Source organism: Sphingomonas sp. Sphisp66, assembly GCF_047324325.1.
Lineage (GTDB): Bacteria > Pseudomonadota > Alphaproteobacteria > Sphingomonadales > Sphingomonadaceae > Sphingomonas.
Map to the genome: position 1 here is coordinate 1,097,071 of NZ_CP168508.1, position 17,355 is coordinate 1,114,425.

Genomic DNA, 17,355 nt, shown 5'->3' on the forward strand with positions numbered 1-17,355 from the left:
TGAAAGATCCTTGGGGAGGATATCGATGATTTCTACCGCTGACACTCTGGCCCTGCGCCGTTCCGCGCTGCGTGGCACGACGGCGCTGGGCGCGCTCGGCATGGCGCTGCTGATGGCCGCGCCGGCCTGGGCCCAGACCACCGGGGCGACCACCGCGGTCACCGCCGCTGCCCAGGACGATCCGCAGGCGCGCCCGCAGGACCAGACCGAGAGCGGCGATTCGATTGTTGTCACCGGTTTCCGCGCCTCGCTGGCCAATTCGGTCAACATCAAGCGCAACTCGAACCAGATCGTCGATGCGATCACCGCCGAGGACATCGCCGACTTCCCGGATGCGAACCTGGCGGAATCGATCCAGCGCCTGCCGGGCGTCTCGATCGACCGCGACAATGGCGAGGGCCGCACGATCACCGTGCGCGGCCTGGGCGGCGATTTCCAGGCGGTGCGCCTGAACGGTGCCGACGCGCAGAACGTCGCGGGCGGCAACCAGTCCGACGCCGGCGCCAACCGCTCGCGTGGCTTCGACTTCAACACCTTCGCCTCGGAGCTGTTCGGCGGCATCAAGGTGACCAAGTCGACCGCGGCCGAGAATGACGAGGGCTCGCTCGGCGCGATCATCGACCTGACCACCGGCCGGCCGCTCTCGTACAAGAAGAACCGCTTCGCGGTGGGTGCCGAGGCCGAGTATCGCGAGAACGGCAAGAAGTGGAACCCGCGCTTCACCGGCCTGGCATCGGTGCGGGTGACCGACAATTTCGGCATCCTGGTCTCCGGCGCCTATCAGAAGCAGGAACAGCAGATCGACGCCTATCGCCGCAATATCGGCGTGTTCGAATATGCCTATCGCAACTCGCAGATCGCCGGCGTGACTCCGAACGTGTTCGGCTTCGCGCGCCCGAGCAACCAGGGCACCGGCGCGACCTTCGGCTCCGATCCGGCCGCCTATGCGCTGGTCACGCCGACCACGATCATCCCGGGCCTGCCCTCGATCGGCCGCCAGTATCTCGATTATGAGCGGATCGGCGCCACCGCGACGATGCAGTGGAAGCCGAGCGCCGGCACCGAAATCACGCTGGATGGTGTCTGGTCGCGCTACGACCAGAACAGCAACAACACCGGCATCACGCCCATCGGCCTCAACCGCAACGGCACCAATGCCCGCGTCATCGGAACGGGCAGCGCCGGCCTGCGTGCGATCGGCACCACCAACGGCAATGCCGACCGCGTCGCGCTTTATGCGAACTGCGTGCCCAGCGCGATCATCGACTGCAATGGCGAGCAGGCAGGCAATGGCGTCGGCCAGGCGGCGCTGCCGGGCTACCTCAACAGCCTCAACCCGAACAACCTCAACCCGTTCGATTACTACAATAATCCGGCCTCGCCGGGCTATGTCGCGACGGCGAACCAGACCGGCTATTACAACGAGCTGCTCGGCCGCCCGAACACCAAGATCCGCGCGGCGCACGTCAACGGTGCCGGCCAGGCCGATTATCTGATCCTCGACGACGTCGACTGGCGCAGCTTCGCCGACACCCAGTTCGGCCGAACCGACTTCAAGCAGGTGACGCTGAACGTCCACCAGGAATTCGCGCCGGGCTTCTATGCCGATGCGACCGGCGGCTGGTCCAAGTCCGAATTCCGCGCCTATGGCCTGCTCGCCGAGTTCAACGCGATCGACCGCGATGGCTATACGTTCGACGAGCGCGACGGCGGCAAGATGCCGGTGTTCAACCCCGGCTTCGACGTGGCGAACCCGAACAACTGGTCGCTGGTCAAGGGCCTGTCGACGATCCGCTATTTCACCAACACGGTGGACAACGAGTTCAAGGTGGCGCGGGTCAATTTCACCTACGAAGCGCTGCCCGAGATGTCGATCCGCTTCGGCGGCACGGCCAAGCAATTCTCCTATGAAGGCGACCAGGGCCGCCGCAACCAGTCGATCGAGGCGATCAACCCGACGCTGGCGGAGGCGAAGCTCAACATCACCGATCTGGGCCAGACGATCGGCTTCGGCCAGGGCCTGAACGTGACCCAGGGCACGCCGACCAGCTATTATGCGCCGGACATCAACAAGTTCATCAGCCAGTTCGGCATCAACTGCAACTGCGTGAACAAATGGGGCGATTTCCGTGCCGTGGTCGATGGCCGCCAGCGTTCGGGCGTGACCGAGAATGACGTGTCGGGCTTTTTCCAGGTCGACTACAACGTCAACCTGCTCGGCCGTCCGCTGCGCGGCAATGTCGGCCTGCGCGTCGCCAATACCCGCGTCTCGGGCGCGGGCAATGTCGGTGGCGCGGACGGCGTCGCCGGCCTGGCGGTGACCGCCAAGAACGAATATTGGGACTGGCTGCCCTCGATGAACGCGAACTGGGAGGTGATGGACGACCTGCTCGTCCGCTTCGCTGCGTCGAAGGTGATGTCGCGGCCGCAGCTCTCCAGCCTGACGCCGGGCACCACGGCATTCACCACCAGCCTGAACGCCAATGGCACGGCGCCGTCGCTGACCGTGGGCAATCCCTATCTCAACCCGTTCCGCGCGACCAATCTCGACCTGAGCGTCGAGAAGTATTTCGCGCATAACGGCCTGATCGCGGTGAACCTGTTCAAGAAGAAGATCGACAGCTTCCCGCAGCAGGTCGCGCTCGAGGCGCCGCTGGGCGCGGTGTTCGAGCCGGAAGTCTATCAGCAGGTGCTTGGCTTCATCACCAATCCCGCGCTGCTCAACTACACCACGGCGGGCGGCACCTGGGCGATCCGCCAGTTCAAGGATGCGCCGGGTGGCGACATCAAGGGCATCGAAGTCAATCTGCAGACCGACTTCTTCTTCCTGCCCGGCTTCCTCAAGCATTTCGGCGTAACGGCGAACTACACGCACATCGACTCGAACCTGAGCTATCTGACCGGCACGGTGCTCAACACCAGCCAGACGATCTCGGGCACGGCGGTGAACAGCTATGCCGAGGGGCCGTTCCTCAACACCTCGCCGGACGCGTTCAACGCGACGCTCTATTACGAGGACAGCAAGTTCTCGGCGCGCGTCTCGGGTTCGTGGCGCGCCCGCTATGTGAACCGCTTCCCGCTCTCGACCGGCACCTGCTCGGTGGGCACCACCACCGTCGGCGGCGGCCCCTGCAACTCGCCGGTGTTCGCGGACTTCGGCTATAACGAGGACCAGCTGAACATCGACTTCGCGCTGTCCTATGCGGTGACCGACTTCGCCAAGCTGTCGGTCGAGGGCCGCAACATGACCAACTCGCCGCAGTATCGCACCATGTATGCGGCGAACCCGGTCTCGCAGACCTATGCCAGCACCGGGCGGATCATCACCGCCGGCCTGCGCATGACCTTCTGACCTTCGGGGGAGGGCGTGGAGCGGTACCGGCCGGTGCCGCTCCATTCTGGCCCCCGGCAATTCCCTTGCTTCCTGGCCGGCGTCACGCCTCCGTGCGCCGGCAGCTTTGTGTGTGGATAGCCGTCATCCCGACGCAAGTCGGGATCTCGTGCCGTGGCGCGGGGAAGGAACCGCATGAGATCCCGGCTTTCGCCGGGATGACGATTGGGAGGAGGGGTGGGGCTAAATCTCCACCTGGCTGCCCAATTCGACCACCCGGTTGGTCGGCAGCTTGAAGAACTCCATTGCGCTTTCGGCGTTGCGGACCATCCAGGCGAACAGCTTCTCGCGCCAGATCGCCATGCCGGGGCGTGACGAGGCGATCAGCGTCTGGCGGGCGAGGAAATAGCTGGTCTCCATCGGCTTGAACGGCTCGCCTGCCTCGGCACCCAGTCCGCGCAGCGCGGCGGGGATATCGACCTCGTCCATGAAGCCATAGTGCAGGACGACCCGATAGAAGCCGGCACCGAGCTGGGTCACGTCGTTGCGGGCCTCAGGGGCGACGTGCGGCACCTGCTCGATCGCCACGGTGAGGATCACCACGCGCTCGTGCAGCACCTTGTTGTGCTTGAGGTTGTGGAGCAGGGCCGGGGGAATGTCGTCGGTGCTGGCGAGGAACACCGCGGTGCCGGGCACGCGCTGCACCGAATGGCCGGCGGACTGGATGAAGACCTGGATCGGCATCGCCCCCTCGTGCAGCCGGGCGCGGACCAGCTTGCGGCCGGTCGCCCAGGTGGTGAGCAGGGTGAAGGCGATCGCGGCGACGAGCAGCGGGAACCAGCCGCCATCGGGGATCTTGGTGACGTTCGAGGCGAAATAGAGCCCGTCGATCAGCAGGAAGCCGCCGGTGACCAGCCCGGCGACCACCGGCGGCCATTTCCACACCGCGAAGGTCAGCACCCCGAGCATGCAGGCGGTGATGAACATCGTGCCGGTGACGGCGATGCCATAGGCCGCGGCGAGGTTGCTCGAGCTGCGGAAGCCGAGGACGAGCAGGATGACCATGACCAGCAGCAGCCAGTTGGCCAGCGGGACATAGATCTGGCCCGCCGCTTTCGCACTGGTGTGGAGGATGCGCAGGCGGGGCAGGAAGCCGAGCTGGACGGCCTGTTGGGTGACCGAAAAGGCGCCCGAGATCACCGCCTGCGACGCGATCACCGTCGCCATCGTCGCCAGGATGACGAGGGGGAGGCGGGCCCAGTCGGGTGCCAGCAGGAAGAACGGGTTTTCCACCGCTGCGGGATGGCTGAGCAGCAGCGCCGACTGGCCGAGATAGTTGAGCATCAGGCAGGGGAAGGCGATGTAGAGCCAGGAGACCATGATCGCCTTGCGGCCGAAATGGCCCATGTCGGCATAGAGCGCCTCGGCACCCGTCACCGCCAGCACCACCGAGCCGAGTGCGAGGAAGGCGAGCAGCGGATCGAGCGTGAAGAAGTTGAGCGCGTACCAGGGGTTGAGCGCCCAGAGGATCTCGGGGTTCTTGGCGATGCCGAAGGCGCCGAGCACCGCGATCACCAGGAAATAGAAGACCATCACCGGACCGAACAGCTTCCCCACCCGGGCGGTGCCGTGCGACTGGATCGCGAACAGGCCGATCAGGATGACGATGCTGATCGGCAGCACCAGCTCGGACAGCGAGCTCTGGACGGTGGCGAGGCCTTCCACCGCGGACAGCACCGAGACTGCAGGCGTGATGATCGCGTCGCCATAGAAGAGCGCGGTGGCGGTCACGCCCAGCGCGGCGATCCAGGGCGTCCAGCGCGTCTCGCCGAGCTTGCGCTGGATCAGCGCGAGCAGCGCCAGGCTGCCACCTTCGCCCTTGTTGTCCGCGCGCAGGATGATGAAGACATACTTGACCGTCACCACCAGCATCATCGTCCAGAAGACCAGCGACAGCACCCCGAAGATGTGCGCCCGGTCCACCGCCAGCGGGTGGTGGCCGATGAAGCTTTCCTTGAGCGAATAGAGCGGCGAGGTGCCGATATCGCCGAACACCACGCCGATCGCGCCTACCGCCAGGGTGCCGAGCCGATCCTGATGGCCGGGTTCGGCCGAATGTGTGGTGTCCAAGGCGTAGCTTTCACTTCCGGCACCGCCCTCGGCGCCCTCGAACCCGCCTAGTATCCAGAGGTTCCGGCCCCAGCCAACGATTTTATGGAATCTTTATGGTGGGTACCAACTTCCCCGTGGAACCTTAACTCCCCCCCGGACCACATCGCCACGCGACAATGTGGGAGTTTCACCGTGGGTTTGTCGTTGCGTCATCTGGAGGAAGGAACCGGCGGCTGGCGTGCCCAGCTCGGGCTCCGGCTGGGCGGCGCGCTGCTGCTCGGTGCCTGTGCGCTCGCGGTGTGGGCGCTGGTCGTCTCGATGCATCGCCCACCCGAGCACAGCGCCAGCCCCGCCGAATTCGGCGAGGCAGTCTCCTCCGTCGCTGCCTGGATGCTGGGCTGGGCGCTGCTGATCGAGGGGCCGGGCCTATTCCGCCTCATCCCGGTGCCGCCCCGCCACGTTCGCTTTGACAAGGGGCGCTTCGACAGATCGCGCTTCGACGTACCCCGTTCGAAATAGGGAAGAAAATCATGAACGACCTGATCTGGCTGGGGGCACTCGCAGGGCTGGTCCTGCTCACCCTCGGCTTTGTCCGCCTCTGCGACCGGGCCTGAGGAGAACCGCCATGCCGCTGCCGCTCATTCTCGCCGGGCTCACCGCTTTGGGCCTGCTCCTTTACCTCGTGGCCGTGCTCGTCCGGCCCGAGCGCTTCTGATCGGAAATCTCCATGACCGTCCAAGGCTGGATGCTGATCCTCGTCTTCACGCTCATCCTTGTCGCGCTCGCGAAGCCGGTGGGGCTGTGGCTGTTCGCCATCTATGAAGGGCGGCGCACGCCGCTCCACACCGTGCTCGGCCCCGTCGAGCACGGCTTCTACAAGCTCGCGGGCGTCGACCCCAATGCCGAGCAGGGCTGGCGCCGCTACGCGCTGCACATGCTGGCCTTCCAGGTCGCGACCTTCGCCTTCACCTATTTCGTCCTGCGCTTCCAGGACCTGCTGCCGCTCAATCCGCGCGGGCTGGCCGGCCAGTCGCCGGACCTCGCCTTCAACACGGCGGTGAGCTTCACCACCAACACCAACTGGCAGAGCTATTCGGGCGAGACACTGTCGATCCTGAGCCAGATGCTCGGCCTGACGATCCACAACTTCCTGTCGGCGGCCACCGGCATCGCAGTCGCCTTCGCGCTGTTCCGCGGCTTTGCCCGCAAGCAGGCGAACGGCATCGGTAATTTCTGGGCCGACATGACCCGGGTGACGCTCTACGTGCTGCTGCCGGCGTGCATAGTCTATGCGGTCTACCTGATCGCCAGCGGCGTGCCGCAGACCTTCCTGAGCTCGGTCGACGCGACCACGCTGGAAGGTGCCAAGCAGACCATCCTGATGGGTCCGGTCGCCTCGCAGGAAGCGATCAAGATGCTCGGGACCAATGGCGGCGGTTTCTTCAACGTCAATTCGGCGCACCCGTTCGAGAACCCGAGCGCGCTGACCAACCTGATCCAGATGCTGTCGATCCTCGCGATCGGCGCAGGCCTGACCTACACCTTCGGCAAGGCCGTGGGGAACACGCGCCAGGGCTGGGTGATCCTTGCCGCGATGCTCGTGATGTTCGTCGGCGGTGCCGCCATCACCTATTGGCAGGAAGCCGCGGGCACTCCGATGCTCCACCAGCTGGGCCTGGCCGGCGGCAGCATGGAAGGCAAGGAAGTCCGCTTCGGCATCGCGGCCAGCGCGCTGTTCAGCGTGGTGACCACGGCGGCATCGTGCGGCGCGGTCAATGCGATGCACGACAGCCTGACCCCGCTGGGTGGCCTGATCCCGCTGTTCAACATGCAGCTGGGCGAAGTGGTGATCGGCGGCGTCGGAGCAGGCATCTACGGCTTCCTGCTCTTCGCCATCCTCGCGGTGTTCGTCGCGGGCCTGATGGTCGGCCGCACGCCGGAATATGTCGGCAAGAAGATCGAGAGCCGCGAAGTGAAGCTCGCGGTGCTGGCCATCGCGGTGCTGCCGCTGATGATCCTGGGCTTCACCGCGCTCGCCTCGGTGCTGCCGGCCGGCCTGGCGGGTCCGCTCAACAAGGGGCCGCACGGCTTCAGCGAGATCCTCTATGCCTTCACCTCCGCCACGGCCAATAACGGCTCCGCCTTTGCCGGCCTGAGCGCGAACACGCCCTTCTACAACGGGTTGCTCGGCGTCGCGATGTGGATCGGCCGCTTCTTCATCATCGTGCCGGTGCTCGCCATCGCCGGCAGCCTGGCCGCGAAGAAGGTGCACCCGGAAAGCGCGGGTTCGTTCCCGACGACCGGCCTGCTCTGGATCGGCCTGCTCGTCGGCATCATCCTGATCCTGGGCGGACTCACGTTCCTCCCCAGCCTCGCGCTCGGTCCCATCGCCGATCATCTCGCGATGATCCACGGCCAGCTCTTCTGAGGTCCAATTCCATGACGACCGCAACCATGTTCAAACCGTCCCTGATCGGCCCGGCCATCGGCGACGCGTTCAAGAAGCTCGACCCGCGCCAGCTGGTGAAGAACCCCGTGCTCTTCACCACCGCGGTGGTCGCCCTCCTGCTCACCGTGCTGCTGTTCATCGGCGGCACCAATCTCTCCATGGCCTTCCAGATCCAGCTGATCGTGTGGCTGTGGCTGACCGTCCTGTTCGGCACCTTTGCCGAGGCGCTGGCGGAGGGCAGGGGGCGCGCCCAGGCCGCCTCGCTGCGCGCCACCAAGTCCGAGCTGACCGCGCGGCTGCCCAACGGCAAGACCGTTCCGGCCTCGCAGCTCAAGAAGGGCGACACGGTGCTGGTCGAGACCGGCGACCTGATCCCGGCCGATGGCGAGGTGATCGAGGGTGTCGCCTCGGTCAACGAAAGCGCGATCACCGGCGAAAGCGCGCCGGTGATCCGCGAGGCGGGCGGCGACCGCTCGGCGGTGACCGCCGGCACTCGGGTGATCTCGGACCGGATCAAGGTCCGCATCACCCAGGAGCCCGGCCAGGGCTTTCTGGACCGCATGATCGCGCTGGTCGAAGGCGCCGAGCGCCAGAAGACCCCGAACGAGATCGCGCTGACCATCCTGCTCGTCGGCCTGACGATCATCTTCCTGATCGCCGTCTCGACCATTCCGGGCTTCGCGTCCTATGCGGGCGGCCAGGTGCCGGTGGCGATCCTCGCCGCGCTGCTGATCACGCTGATCCCGACCACGATCGCGGCTTTGCTCTCGGCGATCGGCATCGCCGGCATGGACCGTCTCGTCCGCTTCAACGTGCTCGCCAAGTCGGGCCGTGCGGTCGAGGCCGCGGGCGACATCGACGTGCTGTTGCTCGACAAGACCGGCACGATCACGATCGGCGACCGTGCGGCGAGCGACTTCCGTCCGCTGGGCGGCGTCACCACCGACGAGCTGGCGCGTGCCGCGCTGCTCGCCAGCCTGGCCGACGAGACGCCCGAGGGCCGTTCGGTCGTCACGCTCGCCCAGGGCAAATATGCGGTGGATATCCGCGAGCTGCCCAAGACGGCGGAGATCATCGCCTTCACTGCCCAGACCCGCATCTCGGGTGTCCGTATTGGCACCACGTTGATCCAGAAGGGCGCGGTCGATGCGATCCTGCGTGCTCATCCGGGGCTGGGCGACACCGCCGTGGCTTCGGACATGCGCCGGGTCTCCGAGGAGATCGCGCGGCAGGGCCAGACCCCGCTGGCGGTGGCCGAGGATGGCCGTCTGCTCGGCGTGATCGCGCTCAAGGACGTGGTGAAGGCCGGCGTGCGTGAGCGGTTCGGCGAGTTGCGCCGGATGGGCATCCGCACCGTGATGATCACCGGCGACAACCCGCTCACTGCCGCCGCCATCGCGGCCGAGGCGGGCGTGGACGACTTCCTCGCGGAAGCCACGCCGGAGGACAAGCTCGCGCTGATCCGCAAGGAGCAGCAGGGCGGCCGCCTGGTCGCGATGTGCGGCGACGGCACCAACGACGCCCCGGCGCTCGCCCAGTCCGACGTCGGCGTGGCGATGAACACCGGCACCCAGGCTGCGCGCGAGGCGGGCAACATGGTCGATCTCGACAGCGATCCGACCAAGCTCATCGAGATCGTCGGCCTGGGCAAGCAGCTGCTGATGACGCGCGGCGCGCTGACCACCTTCTCGGTGGCCAACGACATCGCCAAGTATTTCGCGATCATCCCGGCGATGTTCATCGTGCTCTATCCGTCGCTCGGCGTGCTCAACGTGATGCAGCTGGCGAGCCCGCAGAGTGCGATCCTCTCGGCGATCATCTTCAACGCGTTGATCATCCCGGCGCTGGTGCCGCTGGCGCTGAAGGGCGTGAAGTATCGCCCGATCGGTGCCGGCCCGCTGCTCGCCCGCAACCTCGCGATCTACGGCCTGGGCGGCGTGCTCGCGCCGTTCGTCGGGATCAAGCTGATCGACCTGGTCGTGGCGGGGCTGCACCTGGCGTGACCTTAGTCGCCCCTCCCCTTCAGGGGAGGGAATGGGGGTGGGGAAGGTGTCTCACCCAGACCTGACCGCGCGGACAGGCCCCACCCCAACCCCTCCCCTGAAGGGGAGGGGCTTAGAAGGAAAAAGAGATGTTGAAAGACCTCACCACTGCGCTTCGTCCGGCGATCGTCCTGACGATCCTGTTCGCCACCCTGCTCGGCATCGCCTATCCGGCGGCGCTCACCGGGATCGGCAGCGTCGCCTTCCCGCACCAGGCGGGCGGCAGCCTGATCGTCGAGAACGGCAAGGTCCGCGGCTCCGAGCTGCTCGGCCAGAACTTCGCCGGTGCCACCTATTTCCATGGCCGCCCTTCGGCCGCCGGCGCGGACGGCAATGACCCCACCGCATCCTCCGGCTCCAATCTCGGCCCGACCTCCCAGGCGCTGCACGACCGTGTCGCCAAGGACGTCGCGGCCCTCCGCAACACACCAGGAAGTTCGGTTCCCGCCGATCTGGTGACCACCTCCGCCTCGGGGCTCGACCCTGACATCAGCCCCGAGGCGGCCTTTTTCCAGGTGGACCGCGTCGCCGAGGCGCGCGGGGTGCGTGCGGACAAGGTGCGGCGCATCGCCGAGGCGCATGTCGAGAAGCCGCTGTTCGGCTTCATCGGCGAGCCGCGCGTCAATGTGCTCGCGCTCAATCGCGACCTCGACAAGCAGGTGGCCCTCGGCGCAAAAGCTGCTGAGTGAGCGCGGAAGACAATCGACCCGATCCCGATGCCCTTCTGCGCGCCGCCGCGCAGGAGGGCGTTGGCCGTCTGAAGGTGTTCCTCGGCGCGGCGCCGGGGGTGGGCAAGACCTATGAGATGCTCACCGAGGCCGCGGCGCGGCGCAAGGCGGGCATCGATGTCGTCATCGGCGTGGTCGAGACGCATGGCCGCGCCGAGACCGAGGCGCTGGTCCACGGCCTTGAGATCGTGCCGCGCCGGCCAGTGGAGTATCACGGCCGCAGCATCGCCGAGATGGACATCGACGCGATCCTCGCCCGCGCGCCGCAGCTGGTGCTGGTCGACGAGCTCGCCCACACCAATGCACCGGGCAGCCGGCACGACAAGCGCTACCAGGATGTCGAGGAGCTGCTCGTCGCGGGGATCGACGTCTATTCCACCGTCAACATCCAGCACATCGAAAGTCTGAACGACGTCGTCGCCAGCTTCACCAAGGTGCGGGTGCGCGAGACGGTGCCGGACCGCGTACTCGAGGCGGCGGACATCGAGATCGTCGACCTGCCGCCCGACGAGCTGATCGAGCGGCTGCGCGAGGGCAAGGTCTATGTGCCCGAGGAGGCGACCCGGGCGCTCGGGCATTTCTTCTCCAAGTCGAACCTGACTGCGCTGCGCGAGCTGGCCTTGCGCCGCGCCGCCCAGGCGGTCGATGCGCAGATGCTCGATTACCTGCGCACCCATGCGCTGGCGGGGACCTGGGCGGCGAGCGAGCGGCTGGTGGTGGCGGTGAGCGAGCTGCCCGGATCGGCCGAGCTGGTCCGCGCCGCAAAGCGCATTGCCGACGGGCTGCGCGCACCCTGGACCGCGGTGCACATCGAGACGCCGCGCACCGCCCGGCTGAGCGACGCCGAGAATGCCCAGGTCGCCGCTTCGCTCCACCTCGCCAGCCAGCTGGGCGGGCAGGTTGCGACGGTGCCGGCGGAATCGGTGATCGAGGGATTGAAGCGCTTCACCATCGAGGCGCGGGCGACCCAGCTGATCGTCGGCAAGTCGGCGCGCTCGCGCTGGTTCGAGCTGCGGCATGGCTCGGTGGTCGACCAGCTGGTGCGCGGGACGCCGGGCGTCGCGGTGCATGTGCTGCCGATGCTGGAGGCGCCGAAGCCCGCCGCGGCGCATCGCCGGCCGGCCGGGCAATGGGGCTCGCCCACCGAATATGCGGCGTCGCTCGGGCTGGTGGCGGCGGTCACCTTGCTCGGCGCGACGATCTTCTCGCTGGGCAACATCACCAATATCGGGCTGCTCTACCTGCTGCCGGTGATGGTCGCGGCGACGCGCTACGGCGTGCGCGCGGGCGTGGCGACCGGGCTGATCTCGTCGCTCGCCTACAACTTCTTCTTCATCCCGCCGACCCATACGTTCACCATCCAGGACCCGCAGAACATCATCACCGTGCTGGTGCTGATGGGGGTGGCGGTGGTCTCCAGCCAGCTCGCTGCGCGGGTGCGGGCGCAGGCGGAACTGGCCCAGCGCAGCGCCGCGCAGAACAGCACGCTCGCCGGCTTCGCCCGGCTGCTCACCGGGGTGAGCACGCAGGAGGATCTCGGGCAGACCCTGTGCGCCGAGGTGGCGCGGCTGCTCGACGTCAGCACGGTGCTGCTGCTCCCCGAGCGGAGCCAGCTGATCCTCAGTGCCGCCTATCCGCCCGAGGACCGGCTGGAGATGATCGAGCAGGCGGCGGCGCAATGGTCGTTCGACCATAACAGCCCGGCCGGGCGTGGTTCCGATACGCTGACCGCATCGGAATGGCTGTTCCACCCGCTGGCGGCCGGCGGGCGCGCGCTGGGGGTGTTCGGCGTGGCGCGGATCGATGCGGGCAATCCGCTGCGATCGGACCAGCTGCCGCTGCTGCTCAGCCTGCTCGACCAGGCCGCGCTCGCCTTCGAGCGAATCGCGCTGGAGAGCGAGATGGCGACGGTCACCCAGCTCAAGGAACGCGACCGGCTGCGGGCGGCTTTGCTCTCCTCGGTGAGCCACGATTTGCGTACTCCGTTGACGACGATCCTGGGCATGCTGGGCGAGATGCAGCCGGTGGGCGAGGGGCAGGGCGAACAGCTCGCCGCAGCCCGGGCCGAGGCGGAGCGGCTCAACCGCTTCGTCGCCAATCTGCTGGACATGGTGCGGATCGAGGCAGGGGCGCTGCACCAGTCGATCGAGCCGGTCGACCTGGCCGAGGCGGTGGCCGCCGCGGTGCACGATCTGCGGCGCGTGCTGGAGGATCATCCGGTGCAACTCGACGTGTCGCCCGAGCTTCCCTTCGTCTCGGTCGACCCGCAGCTCTTCCATCATTGCCTGATCAACCTCATTGAGAATGCAGGGAAATATGGCGATCCCGGCTCGCCGATCACCATCGCCGCGCGTCGCCAGCCGGGCAGCATGACGCTGAGCGTGATGGACGAAGGCCCCGGCCTGCCGCCCGGCGACGAGACGCGGATCTTCGAGACCTTCACCCGGATCGAGGGGTCTGACCGCAAGGGGGGCACCGGGCTGGGGCTCGCCATCGTCAAGGGTTTCGCCGAGGCGATGGGGCTGAGCGTCTCCGCCGCGAACCGCAATGACCCTGCCGGGGCGATTTTCACGATACGGTTTCCGGAGGCGCTGTTGCGCAAGATGAGTGCGAGCGATGAGTAACCAGGCCAAGATCCTCGTCGTCGATGACGAGCCGGCGATCCGGCGCCTGCTGAGCGCCGGACTGACCCGGGTCGGCTACCGCGTGGTCGAGGCCGGCACCGCGCGCGACGCGCTGAGCGCGATGCAGATCGACAAGCCCGAGGCGGTGCTGCTCGACCTGGGCCTGCCGGATCGCGACGGGCTGGAGCTGGTGCCGCTGCTCAAGGCGGCGGGGGCATCGGTGCTGGTCGTCTCCGCCCGCGACGCGACCGAGCAGAAGGTGACCGCGCTCGACCTGGGTGCGGACGACTATGTCACCAAGCCCTTCGACACCGAGGAGGTGCTCGCCCGCATCCGCACCGCGCTGCGCCACCGTCTTTCCGCCGAGGCCGAGATGCCGGTGGTGCGGATCGGCGCGATCGAGATAGACCTCGGCGCGCGGCTGGTCCGCAAGGGCGGGGAGGAGGTGCACCTGACCCCCAAGGAGTTCGGCTTCCTCGCCGAGCTGGCCAAGCATCCGGGCAAGGTGGTGACGCACAGCCAGCTGCTCCGCACCGTCTGGGGGCCGGGGCACGAGCGGGACGTGGAGTATCTGCGGGTGGCGGCGCGGGGGGTGCGGCGCAAGCTGGAGGACGATCCCGCAATGCCCTCGGCGATCCGCAACGAGCCCGGGGTGGGATACCGCCTGATGGCGTGAATGGTGCCGGTTGCAGGAATCGAACCCGCGACCTTCGGTTTACAAAACCGCTGCTCTACCAGCTGAGCTAAACCGGCACGGCCCCGCCCTTGATCGGCTTGGGCTTGGTGGTCAAGGGCCGATCGGTGCGGGGCGGGTGACGATCCACAGCGCCGAGGCGGCCATCGCCGCCGCCACGCCGAGCGCAAGGGTGAGATGCGGGCGCACCGTCACCCAGAAGACGGCATAGCCGAACGCGATGCCGGCACAGGCGGCGATCTTGCCCTTGCGCGGGATCGCGCCCTGCTCGCGCCACTGGCGGATCGGTGGGCCCACCTTGGGATGGTCGAGCAGCCAGGCCTCGAGCCGGGCCGAGCCGCGGGCGAAGCAGCCGGCGGCGAGGATCAGGAAGATCGTCGTCGGCATGACGGGCAGCAGTGCCCCGATCACGCCGAGCGCGACGAAGAAGAACCCCAGCAGCACCCAGAACAGGCGCATGGCGCGGTGACCGAGGCGCGGCTCAGGCGGGATGGCGGCAGGCCTGAAGGGAGGCGGTCACGGGTATCTCCTTGGTGGCGCGACTGTGCCAGCGGCGCCTGCGCGGATCAATGCCGGCTGGCATGACGCTCGGCCATGTAGCGGCCGGGCGAGGTGCCCAGCGCCTTGCGGAACATGGTGACGAAGCTGGGGACGCTCTCATAGCCGAGGTCGCCGGCGACCTGCTGGATCGAGGCGCCGCCGGCCAGCCATTTGACCGCGAGCATCACCGCCAGCTGCTGGCGCCAGCGGCCGAAGCTCATGCCGGTCTCGCGGTGGATGAGGCGAGCCAAAGTGCGCTCGCTGAGGCCGGCGCGGCGGGCCCAGACGTCGAGCGTGCCGCGGTCGGCGGGAGCGTCCATCAGCAGATCGACCACCCGGCGCAGCCGGGCGTCGACGGGCATGGGGAGGTGGAGATCCTCGACCCCGGCAGAGGCGATCTCGTCGAGCAGGACCGCGACCAGCCGGGCATTGGCGCCGGTCTCCGCATAGAGCACCGGCAGGATGGCGGCGCGGGTGAGCAGCTCGCGCAGCAGGGGGGTGACCGAGAGGGCGCAGCAGGCCTGGGGCAGGCCCGCCTCGACGTCCGGCCCGACAAAGGCGTTGTAGCCTTCCAGCACCCCGGTCGCCTTGACCGAGTGGAGGGCGCCGCCGGGGATCCACAGGGCGCTGCGGGGCGGGACGATCCACAGTCCGCCTTCGACCTCGCAGCTGAGCGCGCCCCTTTGGGCGAGGATGATCTGGCCCTTGGCATGGCGATGCAGGTCGAGCTCGATGCTGTCGAAATCGTCGGTGATGAAGCCATAGGTGACCACCGGGCGGGGCACTTCGTCCGGATCCACCCACTCCGAATCTTTGCTATGTTTAGTCAGGATGGGCATCAGCCAGGTCCGTCCGATTGGCGGGATTGAATAATATTCTGTCCGGGCTTCGCAATGACGCCGTTGTTGCGAGCCATTATCAGTTCTTTCCGGAACAGTCGAGCCGGGAAGGGCCGCACGAATGGACACATTGGACACGGATATTGTCGCGCAGCTGCTCGAACGGCTGCACCGCGAGGCGCATGCGGCCGATCATGCGCATTTCGAGCAGGTGATGGCCGAGATCGAGACGTCGGGCCAGACCGCCGAGCAATGGGCCGAAGCATTGCTTGTCGAGGAGAGGGTAGGGCTCCGCCCGGTCTATCAGGGCTATGCCGGGCACTTCCTGTCGGTCACCCCCGGGTACGGCGAATTCCTCTACGCGATGGCACGTGCAAACAATGCCGTCCGGATCGTCGAGTTCGGCACCTCGATGGGGGTCTCGACCGTCTATCTGGCGGCGGCGCTGAGGGACAATGGCGGCGGCAGGCTGATCGGCAGCGAGCTGGAGCCAAGCAAGGTGTCCAGAGCGCGCGGGCATCTGGAAGCCGCGGGCCTCTCCGACCTGGTCGAGATCCGCGAAGGCGATGCGCGCGAAACACTCGCCGATGTTGGCACCGCGCTGGGCGGTCTGATCGACCTGGTGCTGCTCGACGGCGCCTTCTCGCTCTATCTGCCGGTGCTCAAGCTGCTCGAGCCGCATCTGCGCCCCGGCGCGGTGGTGCTCGGCGAGAACGCCTTCGACCCCGAATACCAGGCTTATGTTCGCGATCCCGCCAATGGCTATCGCTCGCGCACGCTCGCGATCGACGAGGGGCGCGGCAATGAATTCAGCGTGAGGACCAAGTGATGCTGGCAATGCAATCCCCCGAACGACCCGTGGCGAGAGCGCCCGGACCGATCAGCCAGGCGCTGATCCGGCTGCTGATGAAGCGTGCGACGGTGAGCGCAGTCGAGCAGCTGGCCGGGCCCTTCCGGCTGATCACGCTGGAAGGGCCGGCGCTGGAAGGCGTGGGCTGGACGCCGGGGCAGAAGATCCAGATCGCGATGGGATCGGCGTTCACCGCGCGCACCTATACGCCGATCGAGTGGAACCCGCTGACCGGGCGTGCCTGCATCCTGGGCTATGTCCATGGCGACGGGCCGGGCAGCGCCTGGGTGCGTGACGTGGTGCCGGGCGACGTCTGCGACATCTTCGGCCCGCGCGCCTCGCTCGATGCGAGCCGGATGGCGGGGCCGCTGGCGGTGTTCGGCGACGAGACCTCGATCGGGCTCGCCCATGCGCTCGCCTATCAGGACCGCAGCCGCAGCGTGGCCGGCTATTTCGAGGTGGGCGACGCCGAGAGCAGCTGCCTGGCATCCGAGCAGCTGGGCCTGGACCGGGTGGCGCTGTTCGGTCGGGTGCCGGGGGAGGCGCATCTCGACGAGATGCTCGACCGGCTGGACGGACTGGCAGCCGCGGGCGCTTCGTTCGTGCTGACCGGCAAGGCGGGAACGATCCAGCAGCTGCGGCGGGAACTCAAGCGGCTGGGCGTGCCTGGCAACCGGATCGCGACCAAGGCCTATTGGGCGCCGGGAAAGACGGGGCTGGACTGAAAGGATGCGGGAGCGCCGGAGGGGGGAGGGCGCTCCCGCAGCTTCCGGGGGGCGGAAGCCTTTGGCAAGGCCCCGATGCCGAGGGGGCTGAGTTGGCATCGTGACCTTGCGAGGTTGGTATGCGCCGATTGAGGGGTGGGGGGTATTGTACGTTGGTTTGGGGTGGGTTGGGTTTTCTCCCTCTCTCCTTCAGGGATCGTCAGTCGGTCACGTCCCCGCACGACCTAAAGAGCGCGGGGTGCCGTTTACCTGATGATGGCTGGCACGTGTCCCTTTGAGGCAAATAGATCGTCATCCCCGCGAAGGCGGGGATCCAGAGTGGCAGAGCGATGTCCTTCGTGGCTCTGGATCCCCGCCTTCGCGGGGATGACGACAAAAAGCGTTGTTCAAGCGGGATAGTCGCCATGACGGTTGGGGAGAG

13 protein-coding genes and 1 tRNA gene are annotated in these 17,355 nt (G+C 67.3%); 10 read left to right on the forward strand and 4 right to left on the reverse strand.

Going from position 1 to position 17,355, the window contains the following annotated elements; all coding sequences use genetic code 11:
• The first annotated feature begins 25 nt into the window (after positions 1-25).
• On the forward strand, positions 26-3,352 hold the full coding sequence (locus ACEN8G_RS05355) for a TonB-dependent receptor domain-containing protein (protein WP_413417998.1): 3,327 nt from the start codon (positions 26-28) through the stop codon (positions 3,350-3,352).
• 222 nt (positions 3,353-3,574) lie between these two features.
• On the opposite strand, the gene ACEN8G_RS05360 is transcribed toward ACEN8G_RS05355, so the two are convergent.
• The gene (locus tag ACEN8G_RS05360) at positions 3,575-5,461 is read right to left on the reverse strand and encodes a potassium transporter Kup (protein ID WP_413418000.1); all 1,887 of its coding nucleotides are present in this window, start codon (positions 5,459-5,461) and stop codon (positions 3,575-3,577) included.
• A 174-nt stretch (positions 5,462-5,635) separates the two neighbouring features.
• Here ACEN8G_RS05360 and ACEN8G_RS05365 point away from each other — a divergent pair, with 174 nt between their 5' ends.
• The 7 genes from ACEN8G_RS05365 (at position 5,636) to ACEN8G_RS05395 (ending at position 13,962) form a co-directional block, all read left to right on the forward strand.
• A complete protein-coding gene (locus ACEN8G_RS05365) occupies positions 5,636-5,962 on the forward strand; it encodes a hypothetical protein (RefSeq protein WP_413740750.1) in 327 nt (108 codons plus the stop codon).
• Positions 5,963-6,068: 106 nt separating this feature from the next.
• The gene (locus ACEN8G_RS05370; RefSeq protein ID WP_183994309.1) at positions 6,069-6,158 is read left to right on the forward strand and encodes a potassium-transporting ATPase subunit F; all 90 of its coding nucleotides are present in this window, start codon (positions 6,069-6,071) and stop codon (positions 6,156-6,158) included.
• 12 nt (positions 6,159-6,170) lie between these two features.
• Positions 6,171-7,871 carry a potassium-transporting ATPase subunit KdpA gene (gene kdpA, locus ACEN8G_RS05375; RefSeq protein WP_413418005.1) on the forward strand — a complete coding sequence of 567 codons (1,701 nt, stop codon included), beginning with the start codon at positions 6,171-6,173 and terminating at the stop codon, positions 7,869-7,871.
• An 11-nt stretch (positions 7,872-7,882) separates the two neighbouring features.
• Positions 7,883-9,895, forward strand: coding sequence for a potassium-transporting ATPase subunit KdpB (gene kdpB, locus ACEN8G_RS05380; RefSeq protein ID WP_413418007.1), 2,013 nt, complete (start codon positions 7,883-7,885; stop codon positions 9,893-9,895).
• Positions 9,896-10,023: 128 nt separating this feature from the next.
• Positions 10,024-10,623 (forward strand): potassium-transporting ATPase subunit KdpC, encoded by a 600-nt coding sequence (kdpC, locus tag ACEN8G_RS05385; protein ID WP_413418794.1) that lies wholly within the window; start codon positions 10,024-10,026, stop codon positions 10,621-10,623.
• Positions 10,620-13,286 carry a DUF4118 domain-containing protein gene (locus tag ACEN8G_RS05390; RefSeq protein ID WP_413418792.1) on the forward strand — a complete coding sequence of 889 codons (2,667 nt, stop codon included), beginning with the start codon at positions 10,620-10,622 and terminating at the stop codon, positions 13,284-13,286. The genes kdpC and ACEN8G_RS05390 overlap by 4 nt, the downstream gene beginning before the upstream one ends.
• Entirely contained in the window at positions 13,279-13,962 is a 684-nt protein-coding gene (locus ACEN8G_RS05395) for a response regulator (RefSeq protein WP_413418790.1), read from the forward strand. Before ACEN8G_RS05390 ends, ACEN8G_RS05395 begins: the two co-directional genes overlap by 8 nt.
• A 1-nt stretch (position 13,963) precedes the next feature.
• Here ACEN8G_RS05395 and ACEN8G_RS05400 read toward each other — a convergent pair.
• The 3 genes from ACEN8G_RS05400 to ACEN8G_RS05410 form a co-directional block, all read right to left on the reverse strand.
• Positions 13,964-14,039: transfer RNA gene (locus ACEN8G_RS05400), tRNA-Thr, on the reverse strand.
• A 34-nt stretch (positions 14,040-14,073) separates the two neighbouring features.
• On the reverse strand, positions 14,074-14,439 hold the full coding sequence (locus ACEN8G_RS05405) for a YbaN family protein (RefSeq protein WP_413418788.1): 366 nt from the start codon (positions 14,437-14,439) through the stop codon (positions 14,074-14,076).
• Between the two features lie 107 nt (positions 14,440-14,546).
• Positions 14,547-15,320, reverse strand: a complete 774-nt coding sequence (locus ACEN8G_RS05410; RefSeq protein ID WP_413418786.1) for an AraC family transcriptional regulator — start codon at positions 15,318-15,320, stop codon at positions 14,547-14,549.
• A 160-nt stretch (positions 15,321-15,480) separates the two neighbouring features.
• On the opposite strand from ACEN8G_RS05410, the gene ACEN8G_RS05415 reads away from it, so the two are divergent.
• Complete coding sequence (locus ACEN8G_RS05415) at positions 15,481-16,188, forward strand: O-methyltransferase (protein ID WP_413418784.1); 708 nt, start codon at positions 15,481-15,483, stop codon at positions 16,186-16,188.
• A 29-nt stretch (positions 16,189-16,217) separates the two neighbouring features.
• Positions 16,218-16,934 carry a siderophore-interacting protein gene (locus tag ACEN8G_RS05420; RefSeq protein WP_413418782.1) on the forward strand — a complete coding sequence of 239 codons (717 nt, stop codon included), beginning with the start codon at positions 16,218-16,220 and terminating at the stop codon, positions 16,932-16,934.
• Positions 16,935-17,355: the final 421 nt, after the last annotated feature.